This is a genomic window from Acinetobacter sp. SWAC5 (assembly GCF_003419885.1).
In the GTDB taxonomy this organism is placed as follows: domain Bacteria; phylum Pseudomonadota; class Gammaproteobacteria; order Pseudomonadales; family Moraxellaceae; genus Acinetobacter; species Acinetobacter cumulans.
In genome coordinates this window covers 23241-47469 of the sequence record NZ_QUWR01000014.1, presented here as the reverse complement: position 1 = coordinate 47469, position 24229 = coordinate 23241, and the positions used below count along the sequence as shown (strand labels likewise).

The following is a 24229-nucleotide window of genomic DNA, read 5'->3' as shown; positions in this document are numbered from 1 at the left end:
AGTATGAGTTAATTTACATCAACTATACAATTCAAGCACTTACTTAGTTGCCCATTTGAGCTTTGATCAAATCACCAATAGTCTTAGGACCATTGTCTTGACCGTTAGCAGCTGTTTTCAAGTTAGCAACTGCTTCTTTTTCTTCAGCTTCGTCTTTCGCTTTGATAGACAAGTTGATAGAACGAGATTTACGATCTACGTTGATGATTTTAGCTTCAACTTCTTGACCAACTTCAAGGAACTTAGTTGCATCTTCAACGCGGTCACGGTTGATTTCAGATGCTTTAAGAGTCGCTTCAACTTCGTCAGCTAACTTAACAGTTGCGCCACGAGCGTCAACAGCAGTTACAGTACCTTTAACAAGCGCACCGCGTTCGTTAGCAGCTAAGAAATCGTTGAATGGATCGCTGTTCATTTGTTTGATGCCAAGGCTGATACGGTTGCCTTCAGCGTCTACTGAAAGGATAACCGCTTCAACTGTGTCACCTTTCTTGTAACGACGGATAGCTTCTTCGCCTTGTTCGTTCCAAGAAATGTCAGACAAGTGAACTAGACCATCGATACCGCCTGGTAAACCGATGAAGATACCGAAGTCAGTGATTGACTTGATAGTACCAGATACTTTTTCGCCTTTGTCGTGGTTTTTAGCAAACTCTTCCCATGGGTTAGCACGAGTTTGTTTGATACCAAGAGAAATACGACGACGTTCTTCGTCAACTTCAAGAACCATAACGTCAACTTCGTCACCAATCTGAACAACTTTAGATGGGTGGATGTTTTTGTTAGTGTGGTCCATTTCAGAAACGTGTACTAGACCTTCAACGCCTTCAGCGATTTCTGCGAAACAGCCGTAGTCAGTAAGGTTAGTTACGCGTGCTTTAACGATTGAACCTTTAGGGTAACGGCTCATGATCGCTAACCATGGATCTTCGCCTAATTGTTTAAGGCCTAAAGATACGCGGTTACGTTCGCGGTCGAATTTAAGTACTTTAACAGTAACTTCTTGACCAACTTCAACAACTTCTGAAGGGTGCTTGATGCGTTTCCAAGCCATATCAGTGATGTGAAGAAGACCGTCGATACCGCCAAGGTCAACGAATGCGCCGTAGTCAGTAAGGTTCTTGATAGTACCAGTAACTGTTTGACCTTCTTCAAGCTGAGCAAGAAGAGCTTCACGGTCAGCTGAAGATTCAGCTTCCATAACAGCACGACGAGAAACAACAACGTTGTTACGTTTAGCGTCAAGTTTGATTACTTTGAATTCTAACTCTTTGCCTTCCAAGTGAGTAGTATCACGGATAGGACGAGTGTCAACTAAAGAACCAGGAAGGAACGCACGAACTGGACCGATGTCAACAGTGAAACCGCCTTTAACCTTACCAGAAATAACACCAGTAACGATTTCGCCGTCTTCAAAGATTTTTTCAAGTTTAGTCCAAGTTTCAGCGCGTTTAGCTTTTTCGCGTGAAAGAACTGTTTGACCCATACCGTTGTCAAGCGCTTCAACAACAACATCAACAGTGTCGCCAACTTGAACTTCAAGTTCGCGTTGTTCATTTAAGAACTCAGCACGGTCAACAACGCCTTCAGATTTAAGGCCAGTGTCAACTGTTACCCAGTCAGAGTCGATGCTTACTACAACGCCTTGGATGACAGCACCCTTTTCAACGTTGAGGTTTAATTCGCTTTCTTCAAAGAGGGCTGCAAAAGATTCGGTCATGATATTTCCGATAAGTCAGCGGTCTTGGATCAGACAAGGCCGGTTTAATTAAGCGTCTACATAGTCCATATTGAACTGATCAAGCTATGCTTCTGCTGAAAAATTCTTTAATTTGTTAATTGTTGATCGACATAATTTGTCATCAACTTGAATACATCATCAATGCTTAAATTAGAGCTATCGATAATATACGCATCCGAAGCAGGCTTGAGTGGCGCGACTGTGCGCTCCATATCTCGTTTATCGCGAGCTTCGATATTAACTAAAATGTCGTTTATTTTAGCATCCAGCCCCATCCCCTGCAACTGCTTTACACGACGCTGTGCACGAGATTCAGCCGATGCCGTCAAATATATCTTGGCTTGCGCCTCTGGAAAAATTGAAGTGGCCATATCACGACCATCAGCAACCAAACCAGGCGCTTGAGCAAATGCATGTTGACGTGCCAATAAAGCAGCTCTAAGTGCAGGAATTGCTGCAACTTTTGAAGCATACTCTCCCACGCGTTCAGTACGAATCTGTTGTGTTACATCAACTGATTCTAGTAATACCGTCATGCCAGTTTGAGTTGTAACAAACTGTATGTCTAAATTTGTTGCAATTTGGGTACAGGCTTCAAGTTCTGTATCTAACTTTTCAAGCAAGCCTTTATTAAACAATGACAGCCCCAGCAATCGATACAGCGCACCTGAATCCAATAAATGATATTGGTAATGCGACGCCAGTTTTGCCGCTAATGTGCCTTTACCCGAACCACTTGGCCCATCAATCGTAATAATATTTACTGTCATTGCCTTTTCCGCCATTCCCTATACAGTTTTTGCGAGTTTAGAAAAACCAAGTTTAATCGCTGATTTAAGCTGTGCAAGGATTAATTTACTGACAAAAGGTGCACGTGCTTGTAATTCAATCGTATAAGTCACTAAAGTTTTCTCACCATCAACGCGCTGAAATTGAATCACGCCCAAATGATGCTTCACCAATGGGTTTTTAATAATTTTATATTCAATGCGTGAATTCGGCTCAAGCAGTGTAATTTGCTCTTGGAGTGGCTTAACTGGGCCAAACCCCATACGACGCACAGACCCAACTCCATCCGGACGCTCAGGATCTGCTGAATCTTTCACACGCACAACCTGCACTGGCGCAAAAGCCACGTTATAAGTTGCATGTTTAGACAATAGTTCAAATACCTGTTCTACTGGCGCATTAAATTCTTTTTGTATGGTAATAGAGTTCATAGTAGATCCTAAAAGTTATTGTGCTGTTTTATGAAATAGAAATAGCAAATATCATACGCTTTAGCCTTGATCATTTAAGGCCTTTTCTTGTAATTTTTGCTGTCTTTTCTGCTCACGACGCATTTTAAAAAACAGGCTGAGTTGCTCTGAACATTCGCTATGCAAAACACTCTGCTCAAATGCAAAGACATGATTGTAGTAACCCGTTTCAAAGAGTTTACGCGCACTAACCAATGAACCTGCTTTCGGCTCTGTCGCACCATACACCACACGTTGCACACGGGCATGAACTAAAGCACCCACACACATCGTACAAGGCTCAAGTGTGACGTATAGCGTCGCGTCATCTGGTAAACGGTAATTTTTAATCTGTTCACACGCTTGGCGAATTGCTTGTATTTCAGCATGTGCTGTCGGATCGTTTAAACCAATAGGTGCATTAAAGCCAAAACCAATCACTTGGTTTTGGCTCACAATAATCGCACCGACTGGAATCTCACCTTGTTTTGCAGCAGATGCAGCCTGATCAATCGCCAACTGCATCCAATATTCATCACTATAAAGTTCAAACTCAGTCATGCGAAATTAAATAACACCATAGTGTTTTAATAAAGCATTCCAGCTTTCATTTGATGTCACTGGAGGTTGATCTGCCAAAATCCCCTTTAATGACATATCTGCACCTTGCTTCCACTCAGGAGAAAGGTCTTTATCTACCAAGCGTGCACGCACACCCTCAACAAAGTCTGGGTGATTAATCTTCCAGTTTGAAATTTCAGTTTCAAGTTCAAACACTTCATTCCACGAATGAATTTGCTTACCCCATTGCCATAGCAACCAGCTCAATGCTGCTGTTGTTGGTGAACCTTTTTGCAAGTTTTCGCTGGCTTGACGCAACCAGTCACTTCGCGCATCACTCAAACCAACAATAGCTTCATAGTCATGCTCAAAATTCACACCACGACATACACTCTGAATCACATCAAGCGAGTTTTGAAGTGGACCTGGGCCGACTGGACGGTGCATGCTATTCAAAGTGTCATCAATTGCACGGAAATCGCCAGCTGGATAATGGCCCCAATCAATATTAATGACTTTATCAAGTACATTATCACGTTGTGCATCACAGATATGTGTTGCCCAACCAATACCATACGCACCTGCAGCAGTCATAATTGAACCAGTTAAACCTGTAAATAGGCCTATAGCACCACGGTCTGCTAAGAAGCGAGTTGCCCCCACATCTGGATATAAACCGATATTGATTTCAGGCATCGCCAAACGAGAATATGGTGTCACCAAGCGGAAAGGTGCCGCCATGAACAAGCCCAAGCCCCCACCCATGACATAACCTTCACCCCATACCAAAACGGGTTTAGCATAGTTATGCAATAACAAATCTAAAGCATATTCTTGTTCAAAAAACTTATTCGCAGTTGCTACTTCATCATTAATGACCAATTGACGTAGTTTGCGTACATCGCCACCTGCACAAAACGCTTTTGGTGTGGTTGAATCAAACCAAATCGCTTTCACACTACTATCACCATGGAAGTCTTCAAAAACTTCAAGCAAAGCAGTCACAATGGATTCATCTAATGCATGTAAAGATTTCGGACGGTTCAGGCGAACAATGCGCCAACCGTTTTTCGCTTCTTCTACAATTAAATCCGGATGGTAGTTTTTTGAAACGGGAGAATATGTCATGCGTCCAGCTGCCAATCAATAGGCTCAATGCCATGTTGTTTAAGATAATTATTAGATTTTGAGAACACTTTACAACCAAAAAAACCACCGCGGTTTGCAGCCAATGGTGATGGATGCGCGGCTTTTAACACCAAATGTTTATTTTGATCGATACGTTGTCCTTTTCGTTGTGCATACGCTCCCCAAAGAATAAAGACAACATGTTCACGCTGTTCATTCAATACATCAATTACATGATCTGTGAAATCCTCCCAGCCACGTTTTTGATGTGATGTTGGTTGACCAGCTTCTACAGTTAACACACTATTCAGCAATAACACACCTTGTTCTGCCCAACGTGTCAGGTCCCCGTGCTTAGGTACTGTAATTCCTAAGTCACTTTGCAACTCATGGTAAATATTGCGCAAAGACGGCGGTAAAGGTACGCCTTTTTGCACAGAAAAACTTAAACCATGTGCTTGATTTGGACCGTGATATGGATCTTGCCCTAAAATAACCACTTTGACATTTGCCAAAGGTGTCGTATTTAGCGCATTAAAGATCAATGCATTTGGCGGATAAACCACTTTATCTGCTTTAATTTCTTGCACAAGAAAGTCTTTTAGCTCATCCATTTTTGGGCTAAGCAAAAACTCACTCAGTCCATATTTCCAGCCCGCATCAAGCTGAACTTTGTTTAGTTTCGCTTGTTGCTCTTCTGTAAAAGACATACTTGCTACCCAATCCTTTTTACTTTATATCATTGCTGTGTTGCATTAGAGTTTAACTTGTAACTCTACCTGCGGGTTTTGAAATTTCAGACCTTTTTTCAGTTGTTCAAACATCTGGGGATTTGACCATTCTGCTTGAATTTGCTCAGAAAATACAATTTGCTCTAAATCCAAAACACCCATTTGTTCATTTTGAATATCTTCTAAAAAGCTTTGTGCATAGCCAGTATCTGTTTCATGCACAATGACAGAGTAAACTTCAACATCACCTTCACCATTTTGTGTTTCTGTCGATGCTAAAACTTGTTGTGCCAAATAAAAGAAAATACGCGAAAACTGTTCAGCTGACGGTGATACTGGTAATGATACCCAACGCGCACTAAATGTTTCACATGCTTGAATATATTCTTGACTGTCTTGATTCCAATAGCAAATCGCATGATCAAAACTATCATACAAGTCTTTGATCACACCTTTGAGCAAACCAAAATCGTAGACCATTTGCCCATGATCAAGTTTCGATGCTTTCAAAAGCAACTCTACTTTATAACTATGCCCATGAATGGAACGTTTACAACGATCTGATGTGCAATTACGCACAATATGCGCATTTTCAAACTTAAATAACTTACGAATTATCATGTGCCGTAATGCAATTAAAAATCTCTAGATGACCTATAATTATAAAGCAAAAGTAAATGTTTGAGCATTAATTTTACTGTTCACTATGATTGACAAAATGCATCAGCCACACAAAGATTTTTTGACTAAAATGGCGCCATGCTCCGATAAGCCACATAGACATCTTTATCTTTTCTGATCATTTGCGAGCTAAACTGGCGTTTTCTCCCACCTAGTTCAACCTGAATTTTGGCTTTAAAACATTCAGACTGAACACCAAGCAAGGTATTCACTGCAGATTGTTTTTCTTCTGATACCTCTGAAAATGGTGCTAAAGCCCATAAATCCGAAACACTTTCAAAATGTTTTAAATTGGCTTGCTGTTGCTCGATAGCCTGCTTTACCGCATTCACATCAAGCTTTTCATCCAAACTCGCCAATAAAAATGCAGACGCAGTATTAATATTCACTTTACTGTCGTGACTTGGAATGGCTGTTACATAAGGTGCGATTAATTGATCTTTGCCTGCATCAAAACCACGAATTTGTTTTAATTCTGCCACATCATGAAATTTAGCATTGGGTGGCAATGAAGCATTTGCCATGCCTTGATAATAACTCGCTTCTGCACCCATTGAACCTAGAGGTTGATCATCCGAATCTTGCCAGTCAATAACCGCCTCACTCAATTGAGCAGGAAGACCCACACGCACCAAAATCCGCTCAAACCAAGCTTTGGCATTTTCATTGACCTGACCTTCGTTATTCACCAAGCTATTGAGGTTAAACTTACCTGATTCATCTTCTAAAACACCAGCCACTGAACCATCTTCAACGGGAAAAGCAGGCATAGGTTTAGCCCAGTTTTCTTGTAAGTGATCGACTTGTCCTGCATTTTCAGCATCGTCTTTTAAAAGTTCGGCAAAAAATGCTTCTGCACTTTTTGCATACAATAAAGACTGATTTTGACGCATCAAATAAGACGTGCTTTCTGCTGTATTGGCCTGTTGCTTGGCAATTCCTGCTGCTAAAATTGTCGCCAAGGCCACCATCACCAAAATGGTCAACAAGGCAACACCTTTTTGAGTTCCAACCTTAATGTGCATTAAGATGACACTCCTTGGTTACCATCTGGCGTGCTAACAGTTTTTTTCTCTTCTAAAAAGTCCGTATTGAGTAAACTAAAAATCCACTCATAACTTACACCATTTACTGTTAAGTTCAACTTAAGCCCGCGCGGTAAGCGTTGCTTTTCCGCATCACTACTTAAGTTGCCCACTGAATCTGGCCAAGTGGTGAGCTCATTGGGGTTTAATACTGTGATTTGATATTGCTCTACGCCATTGAGCAAAACACTACTGTCTGGCTGATCACGCCCAGATTGATTAATATTTGGATATTTTAAACGGTATAATTTCTGCTCATCTTGACGATAGACATATTCTACCCGCTCATCCGCAGCAACACCTTGATTAAGTGGGTCGGTTACCCCAGTTTTACTAAAAGCCAATTTATTATTTTGCAAAGTCAACGCTGCTTGCACCTGTCCAGCAATATTTGCAGTCAATGGCACAGCTTGCACTGTATCTCTTAATATTTGTTGGTAACTTTCTTGTAATTGTCCCAATTTGCTTTCATGCATTGCATTTTGAGTTTTTACTTTTGCAATATAATCAAACACTTTCCAACCCAGCGCAGACAATACCGCAAAAATTGCGATTGCAACCAACAACTCTACTAAGGTAAAACCCCATGCTTTTTTTAGTTTCATGAGCTTTTAATCCGATGATTAAAGAAAAGTAAGTTGGTAACACCTGATTCTACTTGCCCAGTTTCTGGATTTACTAAGCTCACATGCACATCAACACGTTGTACATTCGGGCTAATAGTCGATTGAGCACTTTTATCGATTTGCCATGTTTCACCCTGCTGCGTCACTTGTTTAGACGCTGTGCCACTCATCCACTCTTGATTGATTTCCATCATGGCAATTTCATTCAGCGCAGTGAATTGTGCTTTGGTTCTTAAAACAGCATTTGATGTGGCTTGCGTGTATTGTCGTGCAACATTAGTCAAAGCAATCGCAGCAACTGAAAATATTGCCAACGCCACCATCACCTCTAGCAAAGTGAATCCTTTAGCTTTCATCAACTATTTTACCTAAATGGTCTATTTCTATTTCTGAACCAATCGGTTGGTCATTTAAATAAAATTGCACTCTTACAGGTTTAGCCTCGCCATTACCTAACCAAATCAACTTAGGTGCGCTTTGCTTTAATAATTCAGAATTATTTGCATTACGATAGGCATAATCTAAAGCTTGAATACTTAATGACACGTGATCTGGCAAAACACGTGGCTCAAACTCCGAATAGGCTTTCCATAGATTATTTTTATTGTAAGACCCACTCGCTTGCTGAGTCGGTAAATATTCGACAATATTATACTGAAAATTAGCCACATCTGTTGCAGATTGCGGGTTTAAAGCCAATATACGTGACTGATCATTGGCAACTCTTAACATCTTCTGCATATCCATGAGAAAGACCTCTCTGGCTTGCATGGCTTTACGCTGATCTGTACCACCAATATTCATCAATATCATGGAGGCTAAGATACCCATCACCACAATGACGACCATCACCTCAACTAAAGTAAAACCCTTGATGGATGATCGTCTTGGTATGTTCATAGCATGCCTTTACGCAAATTGTGGAACAGCATGCGTCAGCTTAGGCAGGGCTAAAGCTTGATCAATGTAAGCAACCCTTAACGTATCTCTTGAACCTAGATAACGCTGATAGAAACTTGAGTTCAAAATTGCAGCAGCACCATGCGTAAGCGACCAAATTGAAGCCAAATAATCACGTACAACCATTTTACTTTCAATTAATGCTAAATAGCTTTCTGTCATTCGAATAATTAAGCGTAGACGTTGCTTACGAACTTGATAAAGCTCATTAAACAAATGCTGGATACCCACACCAGTTGTAGATAAACGCTCTTCAATTTGATGAAACAGCACAGTTCTTTCAGGATGATGTAAATGATGTAGCATAAAGAAAGCTAAATGCTCAGGGAATTGTTTATCTGTATCCTTGATCATTTCAAGCAACATGCGCTCATTACGAATAATGAGCAACATATATAATTCATCTTTACTTTGAAAGTGTTTATATAGAGTGCCTTTTGCTAAATCCAGCTCTGCCGCCAATGCATCTAGCGTCATCCCTGCTTCACCATTTTCAAGCAGCAATTGCTCTGCAACTTGAAAAATTAACGCTTCTCTTGCTCTGAATTGAGCTTGACGATCCATCTTCACCCTATTAACTCTCTTATACGCTATATCATTCAATTTTTTACTTTTGCTTGAGGAGATTCTCAAAATTTTGCATCGTTATACGCGCAATCTCTTCAACGGGTTTATCATATACTTCACTTAATGCTTTGGCTACATAAGGCACATACTTTGGTTCATTAGACTTTCCTCTATAGGGCATAGGCGCCAAATAAGGACTGTCTGTTTCAATCAACACGCGATTGAGTGGAACTTGCTTAGCGACATCACGCAGATCTTGCGCATTTTTAAATGAAACGATGCCTGAAAACGATACATAATAACCGCAATCCAATACTGCTTTTGCAGTTTCCCAGTCTTCTGTGAAGCAATGCAAAATACCATGTGTCGATTTTTCAGCACGAATGATATCCACAGTATCGTGTTTAGCTGCACGAGTATGCACAACCACAGGCTTGTTCACTGCTTGCGAAGCATGAATATGGCGAGCAAAACATTCTTTTTGCTCTGTAACGAAGTCCGTACTGTGATAATAGTCAAGACCAGTTTCACCCAAAGCCCAAACTTTTTCGGGTTGTGCAAGTTCAATTAAATACTCTGTCGTCGCACGCGCCATGGTTTGAGCATCTTCGCATGGATGCACACCTACGGTATAACCCACATCTGCATGTCGGGCTGCAATTTTAGCCAGCTCAATGTGATCGTCCAAATCAACTGATATACTCATAAATTTTGAAACACCCGCTTCGCGGGCTTGCGCCAATGCCAAATCCAAATCCCCACCATAAGGGCTTAAATCCAACATAATCAAATGGCAATGAGTATCTACAAACACAATGAAACCTATTCGCTAAAATTCAAATTCTACATAGTGTAACTTCTACGCCCTTCAGTTTTAAGCCCTGTAAGTAATCGTTCTGTTTCAGAACGGAAGTAAACGCCTTTTTCACCGCTCAATTGAATCCCAAAACCTTGAGGTTTCACCCCATTTTGTTTATGGGAAATCCAGATCACCTTACCTGTTAAGGGTACTTTTTGTGTTTGCTCAGGCAATGTCGCCAAAATAAAAACTTCCTCACCCATTTTAACTGGCTGATTTGACGGCACAAATAAACCACCACCAGAAACATAAGGCATATAACATGCAAAAAGTGTATCTACATCTGGGATATTCGCCTGAATAATTCCGCCCATACGTGGCTGCATCCTTTTCCCCTTTTTATATATTCATTAATTTGATGCACAGCTGATCGAGCACAAGATTGGTTTGTACATTTTGCTCAATAAACCGCTTAGATTGCTGAAAATCAGCATAAATACCAAACAACGCTTCTAAAGAATACTGCGCTGGTAAATCACTATAATTCAAATCAATATTTTTAATTGATTGATTTAGCTTGACACAAATTATATCGGACAACAAGTATTCAAACATTTGACTAAAATCACTAAAACTTAGTGCTTTGTTCCATTTGGTCGCAATTGCCATCGGCATATTTTTCTGTTTGATCAGTTTTTGCCAATCATCAACAAAGTCTTGTCTTAATGTTAACCATTCACACTCTGCTAGATTCACAGCGCGCAATGGCATTTGATCGGACAAATTCATCAACAACTCATGACTAAACTGCTCCGTAGCAATATTTTCTTGTAAAAACTGCTCCGACTGTGCTGGGCTTATTCGATCAAGCGCAAAGTGCTGTAAACGACTACGAATCGTTGCTGGCAATTTTAAGTAATGATCTGCCAACAGAATAATGACAATACCCTCACCAGGCTCTTCTAAGGTCTTGAGTAAAGCATTAGAAGAAGCAGTATTTAATGCTTCTGCTGGTTCAATAACAATGACACGCCAACCGTCTACCGTTTGTTGCACAAAAGGTAAAAGATCTCGAATTTTTTCAATTTTAATCTTGGCGTTTTGTTTTTTATTGTCTTCATCTGTACTAATGTGCACATAATTTGGATGTGTATCAGACTTTAGCCACTGACAACTACCACACTCACCACATGCATAGCGATGGCTATCACGATTTTGACAAAGCACCCAAGCGACAAATGACTGTGCAAATGTTTCTTTTCCACAGCCATTTTTGCCATAAAACAATAAACCGTGCCCAATTTGTGGAAAACGACTGGTTAAGGTGTGCCAGACATTTTCCTGCCAAGGATATACAGGTGCTTTTACATCATTTTGCATGGATAATTATCCTTATTCAAAATGTGCTACATCCATTTGGTTTAAGCGATCCAAATCTTCTTGAGTATCGACACCCGGTGGCAAATTCGCTTCTGCTACAGCTATCGCAATACGATGACCATTTTCAAGAACACGTAATTGTTCTAAGCTTTCCAGCTTTTCTAACACGCCCATATCCCAGCTCACGTACTCTTGTAAAAGTTTAACGCGATATGCATATAGTCCTAGATGACGATAGGCTTGATCATGTAATTTTTGCTCTGCAAGCTTCGCACCATCTCGATCATAAGGAATGGTTGCACGGCTAAAATATAAGGCTTGGTGATGTTTTGACATAACCACTTTCACAATACTGTCACGCTTAAATTCATCTAAATGATGAATAGGCTCACACAGTGTAGACATTGAGCAGGCAGGCTGTTGCTCTAATAATTGAGCAACTTGTTTAACCAATAGTGCGGGAAGCAATGGTTCATCGCCTTGCACATTGACAATAATATCGTTTTCATCCCAGCCTTTTAAACGCGCAACTTCGCTCAAACGATCTGTACCTGAAGGATGATCTGCCAAGGTCAACACAACATCAATACCTTCTGCACGACATACTGCTGCAATACGCTCATCATCTGTTGCTACACATAAGTCATCAAAGCCTTCTACTTTTTTAGCCTGATCTACAACGCGTAAAATCATAGGACGACCATGAATTTCCAACAACGGCTTACCAGGTAAACGAGAACTCGAAAAACGCGCTGGGATGACGATATGTTTCATAAAATACTGCCTTCAGGAAGAGTAATGCCCAATTGACTCAATTGCTGATGCAAGGTGCGATAGCATTCTGCTGAAAGTACAGCATCTACAGGAACAACCCAAATCTCACGTTGTATATTTGGGTGTTGTTTGAGTAAGGGTAAAATTTTAACTGCATCTTTTTCAGTGGTGATAATTGGATAATTATCTTCAAACTGTAAATCTGCAAGTTCGTATTCATAATGATCTGGAAATTCATGGCATTGGAACTGATGAATGCCCATATTTTCCAATGTTGTATAAAAACGTTGTGGAAAACCAATACCAACTACAGCATAAAATGCTTGATGCGGATTAAACACTTGTTCAGTCGTGCTATTAAGCAGATAAGGCTCAGACGCCTCTAAGTGCATATTGAGTGGACTAATGGCATGAGATGCATGCTCAATCACCGTACCCGTATTTAAGCGACTTTTGGGTTCGCGCAAATAGCCTTCAGGAAGAATTTTTTCATTCCCCAAGCCACGGTTATTATCCAGCACAATCCATTCTAACTGTCGATTGAGTGCCAAATGTTGCAAGCCATCATCGCAAATAATTAAATCTAGAGGATGCTTGCTCAGCAATAGCTCAATGCTTTTTTGACGATTGGCACCCACGGCCATCGGCACCCCCGTAGACTGAACAATCAAAGCAGGTTCATCACCCACTTGCTCGGCTTCTGCATTCAGATCGACATAGGCTGGAAATGGGCCTTTACCGCCATAACCACGACTAATGACACCTACACTTAGGCCTAAGCTTTGTAAGTAATTAACCAAGTGAATTAGCAATGGCGTCTTACCGCTTCCACCCACGGTAATATTACCAATCACCATAACAGGCACTGGCGCGGTATAACTTTTTTTAAGACCCGTGGCATACATTTTCTTATTCAGTAAAAATCCGCCACGATAGAGCCACGACAACGGTCGGAACACAATTAGCCACTTCGCTTGTTTATGCCAAGCATCTTGTATTAACTGTGCGACCGACATACTTAGTGCTCCTCAAAATTACGCTGATGTAATTGGAAATATGCACCTTGTTTTGCAAGCAACTCTGCATGCGTGCCTTGCTCTACAATCAGGCCTTTATCCATCACCACAATACGATCCGCATTTTCAATCGTCGACAATCGGTGAGCAATCACAATTGTAGTACGATCTTTCATTGCAGTATCAAAGGCTTGCTGAATAAAGTACTCCGATTCATTATCTAAAGCACTGGTTGCTTCATCCAAAATCAATATTGGCGCATTTTTTAATATTGCACGAGCAATAGCAATACGTTGACGCTGACCACCAGACAAGTTTAAGCCTTGCGCGCCTAATGGCGTATCATAACCTTGTGGTAAGTTCATGATAAAGTCGTGTGCATACGCTGCTTTAGCAGCTGCAATCACTTCCTCATCACTAGCAGATCCCAACTGACCATAAGCAATATTTTCACGTACCGTACGATTGAAAAGCACCACTTGCTGATTCACCATTGAAATTTGTGACCGCAATGCATTCAGCTCAATATCATGAATATCCATTTGATCGAGCTTTAACTGACCCGAACTAATCTCTTGATAGCGCAGAAGTAAGTTAACCAATGAGGTCTTACCTGCACCAGACCGCCCAACCAAAGCGACCGTTTCACCCGCATTCACTTTTAAGCTAAAGTCATGAATTGCATGATAACCATCTGAGTAGGTCAAGTTCACATTATTAAATTCAATTTCACCTGTTAAGGCAGGTGTTAATGTGCCTTTATTTTCTTCTTCAGGTAGATCCAATAATTCAAAAACCGAATATGCAGCCGCCATACCACGTTGAATTTTTTCGTTAATATCCGTTAAAGAACGAATTGGCTTCGCCAACATGCCCGCTGCAGTAATGTAGGCAACAAACTCACCCGCAGACGTTTCACGCAAAATCTCAGGTCTTAGGGCAATAAACATAATAATGGCCAAAGAAATAGACATGATCAACTGTACGACTGGACTATTCAGCTGTTGTACCACCACCATTTTCAAGCCACGGCGTAAGTTTTCCATTGAGCTTTCATGAAAACGTTGTTGTTCATAACTTTGCCCAGCAAAACCTTTGACCACCATATTGCCGTTTACAGTTTCTTGCACCACATGGTTTACATCACCCATCGTATCTTGTACTTGATTCGATAGTTTACGCATCCGTTTCGATGCCTTACGAATCAACAAGCCAATCAAAGGGCCAAATACCAAAATAATTAAGGTCAAACGCCAATTGGTATAAATTAAATAGCCCATTAAGGCCAGTGTAATTAAACCTTGTTGTAATAACGTTTTTAATGATTCGGTCGATGCAGCGGTTAATTGCTCGACGTTATACATAATTTTGGCAGTAATATGGCCGCTCGAATTATCTAAATAATACTGCGATGGCAATCGCATAAGCTTAGCAAATACTTCTTGGCGGATATTAAAGATTAAATTACGGGAAATCACTGCCGTGAAATACCCACCCATAAATAAACCCAAACCGCGGAAGAACATCAGCACCACAACTAGCAGTGGAAACAGTGTTGTAAAGCTTTGGTCTTTATTCTGAATCGCATTAATGATTTTCTCTAGCAATTTTGCCACAGAAACTTCTGTTGCAGCATTGATCGCAAAACCAAGTACAACCAATAATGCTACGCCCCAAAATTGCTTTAAATAGCTTAACAGGCGCAGATAGACCTTAACATCTTGCTTCACTAATAACCTCGAGTTGGTACTTTGGTACTAATATTAACGTTCACGAAACCTAACTGACCAGCAACATCCATTACACGAATAACATCTTGGTGTGCAGCCTTGGCATCCGCAGCAATAATAAACATTAAATCACGGCGATCATGAGAAATCTGTTTAATTGCCATATTTAAATCTACAGTATCCTTCCCCTCTAAGGACTGCCCATTCACAGCATAGTGTCCAGTAGCGTCTACCGTCACTTCAATTTTTTGATCATAGTGCTTAGGTGGCACACCCTGCGCATCTGGCAAGGTTAAATTCATTCGACTCATTTGGTTAAATGACGTCGACAACAGCAAAAACACCAAGATAAACAATAAACAGTCAATCATTGGTGTTAGGTTGATATGAATATCTTCAACTTGACGGCGTCTGAACTTCATTTTAGACCTCAGCTTGCTTTTGGCATGTCTTGATCTTGTCGTTCAGCTACAGGTGTTACTTTATAAAATAATGCAGCATGAAATAAGGTCGATTGTTGTTCAAGTTCGGCTGTAAATTCTTGCACCAAACGCTGAAAATAACGATGTGCGAATAATGCTGGAATTGCAATTAACATACCCGCCGCTGTCGTAATCAAAGCCTTTGAAATACCCGGCATCATCAGTACTGGATCACTATTCGTACCTACATCAATCATTAAAAATGATTCAATAATACCCAGCACTGTACCTAACAAACCTAGTAATGGCGCCACTGCACTTAGTGTGCCCAAGAAATTTACATTTTTTTCTAAAAACCCAATTTCTTGAGAAGCCACAGCTTCCATTTGAGCACTGGCATATTGCTGTGCTTGGTCTTTGCTTTCATAGCCAGCTAAAAAAATACGGCCAAGCGTACTGTCTTGTAGCGCTTGGCTTTGGCGCATAACCTTTACAACTTGATCTGCACTTTGATTTTTTTTCATTAACAATGCAGTGGGTAATACTGTCGATTTTTTCAAGCGAATAAATCGCTCAATCGTAATAGCTACGGTAAAAATCGAACAAAGTACCAAGGGTAGCATCAGCCACCCACCTGCTTTGACTAATTCCCACATTTGATTTTCCCCAATAAATCGAAATACAAAATTAATCTGCGAAGCAAATATTTAAAATACCATCCAACTCTTCGAGTGAATGATAATTAATCACCAACTTGCCTTTGCCTTGTTTGTTATGGTCGATTTTAACATCGGCACCAAAACGATCAGATAAACGTTGTGTTAATTGCTGAATATCTGAAGATGCTGCTTGTTTTTCTTTGACTTGTTTTGGCGCATTCATGTCTCGCACCAATTGTTCGGTTTGACGCACAGACAAGCTCTTTTCAATCACATGTTCAGCCACTTTAAGCTGATCTCTGGCTTTTAGCGTCAAAATTGCACGTGCATGACCCATGTCTAAAAGGCTTTGTTGCATAAAGTCTTTTACAGGCTCAGCCAAAGTTAATAAGCGTAGTAAATTACTTACTGTCGTACGTGCTTTACCCACTGTATCGGCAATTTCTTGATGGCTTAAACCAAACTCATCATGGAATCGTTGTAATGCCATCGCCTGATCAATTGGATTTAAGTCTTGACGTTGAATGTTTTCAATTAAAGCCAAAGCAATTGCAACTTGGTCCGTTAAATCGCGAACAATTGCAGGCACTTCCGTTAAACCGGCCAACTGTGCGGCACGCCAACGACGCTCACCTGCAATAATTTCATACAGGTACTTTTCATCTTCAATTGGACGAATCACAATTGGCTGCATCACACCGTGCTTTTCGATTGATGCCGCTAATTCTTGTAAGTCTTGCTCATTAATATAACGACGTGGCTGATATTCGCCACGTTTGAGTAAATGAACATCAATTTGTTTGAGCTGACCATGGTCCAAAGATTGTGCTTCGAGTTGCAACTTTTCTTTTTGAATGGAACCAAGCAACGCGTCTAGACCACGACCTTTCGCTAATCCGCGTTTTTTTACTGTCATGCTTTAATTCCTTTTTTTACTTTGCTTTTCTTTAACATTTCAGCAGCAAGGTTTAAATATGCCACTGCACCCTTCGAGCTTTTCTCAAAATAAATGACTGGCAAACCATGCGCAGGTGCTTCTGCTAAACGAATATTACGTGGAATAACCGTCTCATATAGCTTCTTGCCAAAATATTGTTCTAGTTCTGCTGAAACATCACGTGTCAAAGCATTTCGCGCATCATACATGGTGCGTAAAACACCTACAATTTGTAAGTCTGGGTTTAATGCTTGCTGAATACGATCAATCGTTTGCGTTAAATCAGCCAAACCTTCCAAAGCGTAGTATTCACATTGCATTGGAATAATCACGCCATCCACTGCAGCCAAAGCATTCACCGTAATCAAGCTTAAACTTGGCGCGCAATCGACGATAATATAATCAAATTTATCTTCAACCTCTTTTAAGGCTTCACGTAAGATAAATTCACGGCCAGGTTGCTCCGCAATTGCAAGCTCAACACCCGCTAAATCACGGTTTGCACCCAATACCTTATAACCAACTTCAGCTTTACTAATTGCTGTTTCAATCGGCATTTCGCCCAGCAATACATCAGTTACCGAATACAGCAGATCATTTTTTTGAATGCCAGAACCCATCGTCGCATTGCCTTGTGAATCCATATCCACAAGTAATACGCGTTTTTTAAGTACGGCCAATGATGCAGCCAAATTTACTGCGGTTGTAGTTTTACCGACACCACCTTTCTGGTTCGCAATCGCAATAATCTGTGCCATGGTAACCCCAAATCCTTTGAAAAAATTAAATACGTTTTAACAGCAACAAGTGACGCTGTTCATCCAAACGTGGAACTTTTAACTCAATAATTTTACAGCTAAATTTATCTTTAAAAGCTTCGACTTCTTCGCTTGGAATTAGCCCTTTCATAGAAGCAATAATGCTGCTGTCATGCATAAATGGAAGTGATGCATGAATAAAATCTGTTAATGAGGCAAAAGCACGGCTGGTAATGACATCAAATTTACCAAGCTCTTGAATGCTGTCTTCATTTTCGACACGTGTTTGTACTGCGACTACATTACTCAATTTTAAATCTGCAATAAATTGCTTTAAGAAGCGAATTTTCTTGCCATTTGAGTCAAGTAATACACATTGGCGTTCAGGCTGACACAAGGCAATAATCATACCCGGCATACCCCCACCTGTACCAATATCTAAAAGACGACCTGCAGGTAAATCTTTTAAAATACTAAGGCTATCTAGTAAATGCTTAACCAACATTTCTTTTGGATCACGAATCGCAGTCAAGTTATATGCTTTATTCCATAACACCAAAGCATCTTGGTATTTGAGTAATAAATTTAAAGCTTCATCGCTTAAGCTTAAACCTAAAGCCTGACTACCTTGCTTGAGTTCTTGAAAAAAAGTATGCATAACCAATTTACGTCTCGAAAATTTAGATGGAAGTATAACGATTTATCCTGCCTGTCACAGCAGGATGTGTCTAGCGAATATGCACTTAAACGTACATCCCTTCACGAATCTGGAGATCTAGTGCACTTAAACGCTCAGGAGTGCCTACATCTACCCAAACCGCCTGCATTTTTTCTGCAGCAATTTTTCCGTCGTGCATGGCCTGTTTTAATAGTGGCGCCAATGGACGTTTACCCGCCTCTAGGCCATCGAACATCTTAGGATCAATCACAGCAACTCCACTATAAGTGAGTGCCTCTCCCGCATGTGCCTGCTCAAAGGTGTAAGCACGGCCAGCATCCAAGGTAAAATCACCCTTTGGATGTTGCTCAGGATTTTCTACAAACACTAAATGTGCTAAATCATCATTTAGTTGCACATCTAAGAGTGATGCAAAATCAAATGTCGTCCACACATCGCCATTGACCAAAATAAATGGCTCTGTCCCTAGAAGTGCTAAGGCATTAATAATACCGCCCGCTGTTTCTAAACCTTCCAATTCACGTGTCCAACGTAGATCGACACCAAATTGTGAACCATCGCCGAGAGCGCCTATCAATACATCCGCCAACCATGCCGAGTTAATTACAATTTCAGTCACACCAATAGATTTAAGTTTCTCGATATGCCAAACAATTAAAGGCTTACCCCCCACTTCCAACAATGGTTTCGGTTTATATAGCGTTAAAGGTCGCATGCGGTTGCCCAACCCAGCAGCTAAAATCATGGCTTTCATTATGCTTCAACCTCGTATTTGCCATATTTCTCTTCAAATTTTGGCAACACTTTAGCCTGAATAAACTGCATAAATGGTTGTAATTCTGCATACGGCTTACTTTCTTCGAGCAAATACCACATCACACGCGGTAAATCTTTTAAATAACCAGACTTACCATCACGCTCAAACAAGCGAACAAAAATACCCAAAATTTTAATATGGCGCTGAATTGCCATTAAATCTGCGTCTTTTTTAAATTGCTCAAAGTCACGACCTTCTTTTGCAGACACAGGAAGTAGATCATAAAATACTTTAAACCACGTATAGACACGCTCAGGATTCCATTGCACATAAGCATCTCGTGTAATCGAAATCAGATCGTAAGTATCTGCACCAATTACGGCATCTTGAAAATCAATGACACCTTGCTCTGACTCACCTTCCAATAACATCAGATTACGACTATGAAAATCACGATGCACAATAACTTGAGGCTGTGCTAAAGCAGCATTGGCTAAAATAGCAAAAGTTCGCTTAATTAAAGCACTTTCAGCTTCAGTTGGTTGGATCTTAAGTGAAGGAAGTAGCCAATCTGTAAGTAATTCCATTTCTGAAATGAGTTTTTCGTAAGCATACTCAGGGAAATGACCTTGACCCGCAATCGATTGTAATTGAATTAACTGTTTGAAACTTTGTGCATAATGCGCATCTACAGTTTTGTCATTTAATTTTGTAGACAGCAATACATCACCAAAATCTTCCAACAATAAAAGACCTAAATCAAAGTCTTTCGCCACAATATGTGGTACACGTACACCATGTGCATCGAAAAATTCATCAATCGTCACAAAAGGCACACAATCTTCTTTTTCTGGAGGTGCATCCATGAGCATAAATGTTTTATTATTCAATTTGATTCGTGCATAACGACGAAAGCTAGCATCGCCTGCTAAAAAATGAGTTTCAAATTGATCTGAACCGAGTACAGATGTCATCCATGATTGTATCAATTGTTCACGTTGTGTATTCATTTGCGATTATTTCTAAAACAGGCTGAGTTTTTAAAGTGCTAAGTGTAGCCACTTATCAACTTTTTCTCTATGATGCGACAATAATTAATTGCAATTAAGCATACTTGGTTAATGAGACAAATGAAGCATCAGTTTAAATTTAATCCTTTAGCGACTGCGATCTTAACTCTACTTTGCGGTAGTTCCATCACGGGCTATGCCGCTGACCAGACTGCTTCGACTGTCACTAATGCAGAGCTTAAAAAAAGCATTACTGAAACCTACCCTGGCCAAAAGTTTTTTGAACAATACTATATAGATAAATCTGCGCCTGAAGCACAGCAACGCCAAGGCCATCAACTGAGTTCAGCTTATTGCCAAGGTGCTTGGGTAACTCCAATTGCTTCAGACACAAAAGCAGCTTCTCCTGAAACTGCAACGTCTACAATTACTGCAGATTATGGTCATTTTGATCCAAACGGCGACTCAATTCTTGAAGGCAATGTCGTTATTGATCAAGAAGGCCGTCAAATTCGTGCTGATCAAATCAAAATTGATAAAACTAAAACCTATGCAAATGCGTCAGGCAATGTGCAAATGGCCCAATCTGGGCTACTGTCACAAAGTGACAATGTCGATTACAACCTCAAAACCCAACAAGGCGATTTAAATAACAGCCTTTATATTGCTGAGCAGCAACATGCTCACGGCCGTGCAGATAAAATTTCACGTACATCAACATCTACACTGGAATTGGATAACGCAACCTACACCACATGTCCACCAGATGAAAAGCCCACTTGGAAAATTCAAGCAGACCATATTAAGCTGAATCAAGAAACGGGTCGTGGTGAAACCAAAGGCACTAAACTTTATGTAAAAGACGTGCCAGTGATGGCCGTTCCATATTTCAACTTCCCAATTGATGAGCGTCGTACCACGGGTATTTTGACTCCAAGCTTTGGTTTTACCAATGATGGTGGTTTAGAGCTTGGTGTACCTGTTTATTTAAATTTAGCACCCAATTACGATGCCACTATTACACCTCGTTTCTTGGCAGACCGCGGTGCAATGCTTGAAGCTGAATTCCGTTACCTTACCCAAAACTTTGGACAAGGCTTAATTTCTGGGGGTGCATTACCATCAGATAGTGGCTACAACGATAAAGATCGAAAATTCTTACACGCTGAACACAATTGGCAAATTAACGACCAATTTAGTACGAACCTCGATTATAACTACGCCTCTGATAAAGACTATTTTGCAGATTTAAATAACAACCCAAACTCTAGAACCGACCTAAACTTACGTCGTGCTTGGGAACTGAACTACAAACACGGTATTCCTGGTTTAAAGGCTCAGCTTAAAGTCGAAGACTTCCAAACATTAGATAAAACCGTAAAAGACGAAGATCGCCCTTACGCGCGTTTACCGCAATTCTTGGTTAACTATAAAACGGGTAATCCACTCGGTTTACAATATGAGTTTAACCACGACACGGCTTACTTCAAAAAAGACATTAATGACTACAGCATTTATAACAATAATTTAAATTCGTTTGAGCCAAGCGGTACGCGTATTTATAACGACTTCTCTGTTCGTTACAACTATCGCACCCCTTTTGCATTTGTGATTCCTGAAGCAACTGTACGTAACGTCAACACCTTCTTTGATAAGAACACGATTGACTACTTACAAAGCAATGGTAACAACGCTGTACAAACCAACTCTTCAAATGAAACCAAATCTATTACCGTACCACAATTTACTTTAGATGCTGGCTTAATCTTTGAAAAGCAAGGTAAGTTCTTACAGACTTTAACACCGCGTGTGTTCTACGCATATTCACCATATCGCAATCAGGACTCACACCCAAACTTTGACTCTGCTACAGCCTCTGTAAGCTATGACCAATTATTTAGCCCATACCGCTTCTATGGTCATGACCGCTTAGAAGACAACAACTTCACATCATTAGGCTTAAGTTATAGCTTGTTTGATGATGTTGGCTTAGAACGCTTAAAAGCAAGTGTTGGTCAAAGCTTCTACTTTGAAGATCGTCGTGTCACACTCAACAACACCAGCGATGATTTTGATCGTGAACGACACACTGGCCCTGTTGTTAGCTTAACTAGCCAATTATCAGAGCGCTTTACCATCAATGCCAATAGTGCATGGATGGCAAACGGTGATAATGCCGAACGTGATATTCAAGCCTATTACACAAGTGATAAGGGTAGCCTATACAACCTAGGCTATTTTAACCGTCGTGCTATTCCAAACCGCCAAGATCACTACGATCAAGTAGTAGCGTCATTTATTCAACCTGTACACAATAACTGGCGTATTATTGGTCATGCACAATATGACTTAGACAACAGTGTTGCCCGTGAATATCTGCTTGGCGTGAACTATGAATCATGCTGTTGGGGTGTTTCTGTCTATGGTCGTTCATACTACAACGACTTAGATAACGTGAAAGATGACGGTGTTAACCCAAAACGTGCCATTATGGCTGAGTTCACCTTAAAAGACTTAGGTGGCTTTAATAACAAACTTTCATCATTGCTTGAAAACCGTATTTTAGGTTTTAACAATATCAATCAAAATTGGACTGAACGTTAATGAAGACAACACAATTAAAACGCATTTTTAAAGCAACAACGCTCGCACTTTGTTTGAGTGCTGCAGTACCTGTTTTTGCTGCTGGCCAACCTAAAGATGAAGTTGTTGCTGTTGTCGATAATAGTGTGATTTTACGCAGTGACTTAGAGCAAAGCATTTCAGAACTCACACACCAATTACAGGCACAGAAAAAAACTGTTCCACCAGAACAATATTTACAACAACAAGCACTTGAACAGCTGATTGCGCGCCAAGCACAATTAGAACAGGTAAAGCGCTATAACATTAAACCAGATGAAAAAAGCCTTAATGAAGCTGTATTAAAGGTTGCTAAAGATTCAGGTTCTACTAGTCTTGAAGCTTTCCAACAAAAATTAGATGCCCTATCACCGAATACTTATGCAGGTCTACGCAATCGTATTGCAGAAGATTTAGCGATTAATCGCTTACGCCAACAAATTGTGACTTCACGTATTCACATTTCTGATTCGGACGTAAAAAACTTCTTAAACTCACCGCAAGGCCAAGCTGCCATTGGCAGTCAAGCGCATGTGTTACATGTTCGTATTTCTGGAACAGACCAAGCCGCTGTAGAAAAAACAGCAAATCTAGTGAAAGCCGAACTCAATAACTCCAATGATGTTAAAGCCATTAATCAAAAATTTAGTACCAATGGTGTTAAAGTTGAAGGCGCAGATATGGGTTTCCGTAGCTTATCAGACATCCCTGCTGAATTAGCTGCACGTGTGAGTACACTCCAAGAAGGCCAAACCACAGAACTGATTCCTGTACGTGATGGTACTCATGTCTTAAAGCTTATTGAACGCAAAGGCGCAGACCAAAAAGCGATTGTTTCACAATTTCAAACTCGCCACATTCTGATCCAACCTTCTGAAGTGGTTAGCCCTGAAGATGCTAAACAGCAAATTGATAGTATTTATACACGTTTAAAAAATGGGGAAGACTTTGCAGTTTTGGCAGGAACTTTCTCCAATGACCCTGGTTCTGCACGTGATGGCGGTAGCTTGGGCTGGGTAACGCCTGGTATGATGGTTCCAGAATTTGATGCAAAAATGCAATCTACGCCAAAAGGCCAAATTACTGAACCTTTCCAAACTCAATTTGGTTGGCATATTCTGCAAGTGACAGACACTCGCCAACAAGACATGACGAAAGAATACCAAGAACGCATGGCCCGCCAGATTCTTGGAGAACGTCAATTTGATGCTGAATTAGACAGCTGGTTACGTGAAACGCGTAACAATGCTTTTGTAGACATCAAAGATCCTTCTTTAGATCGTAAAAATAATCGCTCTTAATATTAGAGCAAAAAAAACCAGCACTCGATGCTGGTTTTTTTTCTTAATTTTTAAAATTAAGTCATAA

27 protein-coding genes are annotated in these 24229 nt (G+C 40.5%); 2 read left to right on the top strand and 25 right to left on the bottom strand.

What is annotated here, in order from left to right:
- Positions 1-43: 43 nt before the first annotated feature.
- From rpsA to DYI81_RS11255, 25 genes are all read right to left on the bottom strand, one after another.
- A complete protein-coding gene (gene rpsA / locus DYI81_RS11375) occupies positions 44-1720 on the bottom strand; it encodes a 30S ribosomal protein S1 (protein ID WP_106985794.1) in 1677 nt (558 codons plus the stop codon).
- A gap of 107 nt (positions 1721-1827) precedes the next feature.
- On the bottom strand, positions 1828-2511 hold the full coding sequence (gene cmk, locus DYI81_RS11370) for a (d)CMP kinase (RefSeq protein ID WP_117007573.1): 684 nt from the start codon (positions 2509-2511) through the stop codon (positions 1828-1830).
- Positions 2512-2529: 18 nt separating this feature from the next.
- Positions 2530-2961, bottom strand: a complete 432-nt coding sequence (locus DYI81_RS11365; protein WP_106985795.1) for an SRPBCC family protein — start codon at positions 2959-2961, stop codon at positions 2530-2532.
- Between the two features lie 60 nt (positions 2962-3021).
- On the bottom strand, positions 3022-3540 hold the full coding sequence (gene tadA, locus DYI81_RS11360; protein ID WP_106985796.1) for a tRNA adenosine(34) deaminase TadA: 519 nt from the start codon (positions 3538-3540) through the stop codon (positions 3022-3024).
- Between the two features lie 6 nt (positions 3541-3546).
- Positions 3547-4668, bottom strand: coding sequence for an enoyl-CoA hydratase/isomerase family protein (locus tag DYI81_RS11355; RefSeq protein WP_106985797.1), 1122 nt, complete (start codon positions 4666-4668; stop codon positions 3547-3549).
- Complete coding sequence (ung, locus tag DYI81_RS11350; RefSeq protein WP_106985798.1) at positions 4665-5378, bottom strand: uracil-DNA glycosylase; 714 nt, start codon at positions 5376-5378, stop codon at positions 4665-4667. Before ung ends, DYI81_RS11355 begins: the two co-directional genes overlap by 4 nt.
- 45 nt (positions 5379-5423) lie before the next feature.
- Entirely contained in the window at positions 5424-6020 is a 597-nt protein-coding gene (locus DYI81_RS11345) for a 6-carboxytetrahydropterin synthase (protein WP_106985799.1), read from the bottom strand.
- 125 nt (positions 6021-6145) lie between these two features.
- Positions 6146-7105, bottom strand: coding sequence for a type II secretion system minor pseudopilin GspK (gene gspK, locus DYI81_RS11340; protein ID WP_117007572.1), 960 nt, complete (start codon positions 7103-7105; stop codon positions 6146-6148).
- Complete coding sequence (locus DYI81_RS11335; protein ID WP_117007571.1) at positions 7105-7770, bottom strand: type II secretion system protein GspJ; 666 nt, start codon at positions 7768-7770, stop codon at positions 7105-7107. The genes gspK and DYI81_RS11335 overlap by 1 nt, the downstream gene beginning before the upstream one ends.
- Positions 7767-8147: a type II secretion system minor pseudopilin GspI gene (gspI, locus tag DYI81_RS11330; protein WP_117007570.1), complete on the bottom strand. Its 381-nt coding sequence runs from the start codon at positions 8145-8147 to the stop codon at positions 7767-7769. Before gspI ends, DYI81_RS11335 begins: the two co-directional genes overlap by 4 nt.
- Positions 8137-8691: a prepilin-type N-terminal cleavage/methylation domain-containing protein gene (locus DYI81_RS11325; RefSeq protein ID WP_117007569.1), complete on the bottom strand. Its 555-nt coding sequence runs from the start codon at positions 8689-8691 to the stop codon at positions 8137-8139. The genes gspI and DYI81_RS11325 overlap by 11 nt, the downstream gene beginning before the upstream one ends.
- A gap of 9 nt (positions 8692-8700) precedes the next feature.
- The gene (locus DYI81_RS11320) at positions 8701-9315 is read right to left on the bottom strand and encodes a TetR/AcrR family transcriptional regulator (RefSeq protein WP_106985804.1); all 615 of its coding nucleotides are present in this window, start codon (positions 9313-9315) and stop codon (positions 8701-8703) included.
- Between the two features lie 43 nt (positions 9316-9358).
- A complete protein-coding gene (locus DYI81_RS11315; protein ID WP_106985805.1) occupies positions 9359-10132 on the bottom strand; it encodes a TatD family hydrolase in 774 nt (257 codons plus the stop codon).
- Between the two features lie 29 nt (positions 10133-10161).
- On the bottom strand, positions 10162-10503 hold the full coding sequence (locus tag DYI81_RS11310) for a PilZ domain-containing protein (RefSeq protein ID WP_106985806.1): 342 nt from the start codon (positions 10501-10503) through the stop codon (positions 10162-10164).
- Between the two features lie 13 nt (positions 10504-10516).
- On the bottom strand, positions 10517-11497 hold the full coding sequence (locus DYI81_RS11305) for a DNA polymerase III subunit delta' (RefSeq protein WP_117007568.1): 981 nt from the start codon (positions 11495-11497) through the stop codon (positions 10517-10519).
- A 12-nt stretch (positions 11498-11509) separates the two neighbouring features.
- Entirely contained in the window at positions 11510-12271 is a 762-nt protein-coding gene (gene kdsB, locus DYI81_RS11300; protein WP_117007567.1) for a 3-deoxy-manno-octulosonate cytidylyltransferase, read from the bottom strand.
- Positions 12268-13287: a tetraacyldisaccharide 4'-kinase gene (gene lpxK, locus DYI81_RS11295; protein ID WP_117007566.1), complete on the bottom strand. Its 1020-nt coding sequence runs from the start codon at positions 13285-13287 to the stop codon at positions 12268-12270. Before lpxK ends, kdsB begins: the two co-directional genes overlap by 4 nt.
- Positions 13288-13289: 2 nt before the next feature.
- Positions 13290-15017 carry a lipid A export permease/ATP-binding protein MsbA gene (gene msbA / locus DYI81_RS11290; protein WP_117007565.1) on the bottom strand — a complete coding sequence of 576 codons (1728 nt, stop codon included), beginning with the start codon at positions 15015-15017 and terminating at the stop codon, positions 13290-13292.
- The gene (locus DYI81_RS11285) at positions 15017-15439 is read right to left on the bottom strand and encodes a biopolymer transporter ExbD (RefSeq protein ID WP_117007564.1); all 423 of its coding nucleotides are present in this window, start codon (positions 15437-15439) and stop codon (positions 15017-15019) included. The genes msbA and DYI81_RS11285 overlap by 1 nt, the downstream gene beginning before the upstream one ends.
- Positions 15440-15447: 8 nt before the next feature.
- Entirely contained in the window at positions 15448-16095 is a 648-nt protein-coding gene (locus DYI81_RS11280) for a MotA/TolQ/ExbB proton channel family protein (RefSeq protein WP_117007563.1), read from the bottom strand.
- 31 nt (positions 16096-16126) lie between these two features.
- Positions 16127-17014, bottom strand: a complete 888-nt coding sequence (locus DYI81_RS11275; RefSeq protein ID WP_117007562.1) for a ParB/RepB/Spo0J family partition protein — start codon at positions 17012-17014, stop codon at positions 16127-16129.
- On the bottom strand, positions 17011-17793 hold the full coding sequence (locus DYI81_RS11270) for a ParA family protein (RefSeq protein WP_106985814.1): 783 nt from the start codon (positions 17791-17793) through the stop codon (positions 17011-17013). The genes DYI81_RS11275 and DYI81_RS11270 overlap by 4 nt, the downstream gene beginning before the upstream one ends.
- A gap of 25 nt (positions 17794-17818) precedes the next feature.
- Positions 17819-18451: a 16S rRNA (guanine(527)-N(7))-methyltransferase RsmG gene (gene rsmG / locus DYI81_RS11265; protein ID WP_117007561.1), complete on the bottom strand. Its 633-nt coding sequence runs from the start codon at positions 18449-18451 to the stop codon at positions 17819-17821.
- Positions 18452-18536: 85 nt separating this feature from the next.
- On the bottom strand, positions 18537-19226 hold the full coding sequence (gene murU, locus DYI81_RS11260; protein WP_117007560.1) for an N-acetylmuramate alpha-1-phosphate uridylyltransferase MurU: 690 nt from the start codon (positions 19224-19226) through the stop codon (positions 18537-18539).
- Positions 19226-20239: a phosphotransferase gene (locus tag DYI81_RS11255; RefSeq protein WP_117007559.1), complete on the bottom strand. Its 1014-nt coding sequence runs from the start codon at positions 20237-20239 to the stop codon at positions 19226-19228. Before DYI81_RS11255 ends, murU begins: the two co-directional genes overlap by 1 nt.
- A gap of 120 nt (positions 20240-20359) precedes the next feature.
- Here DYI81_RS11255 and lptD point away from each other — a divergent pair, with 120 nt between their 5' ends.
- Positions 20360-22843: an LPS assembly protein LptD gene (gene lptD, locus DYI81_RS11250; protein WP_117007558.1), complete on the top strand. Its 2484-nt coding sequence runs from the start codon at positions 20360-20362 to the stop codon at positions 22841-22843.
- Positions 22843-24162 (top strand): peptidylprolyl isomerase, encoded by a 1320-nt coding sequence (locus DYI81_RS11245; protein WP_117007557.1) that lies wholly within the window; start codon positions 22843-22845, stop codon positions 24160-24162. Before lptD ends, DYI81_RS11245 begins: the two co-directional genes overlap by 1 nt.
- Positions 24163-24229: the final 67 nt, after the last annotated feature.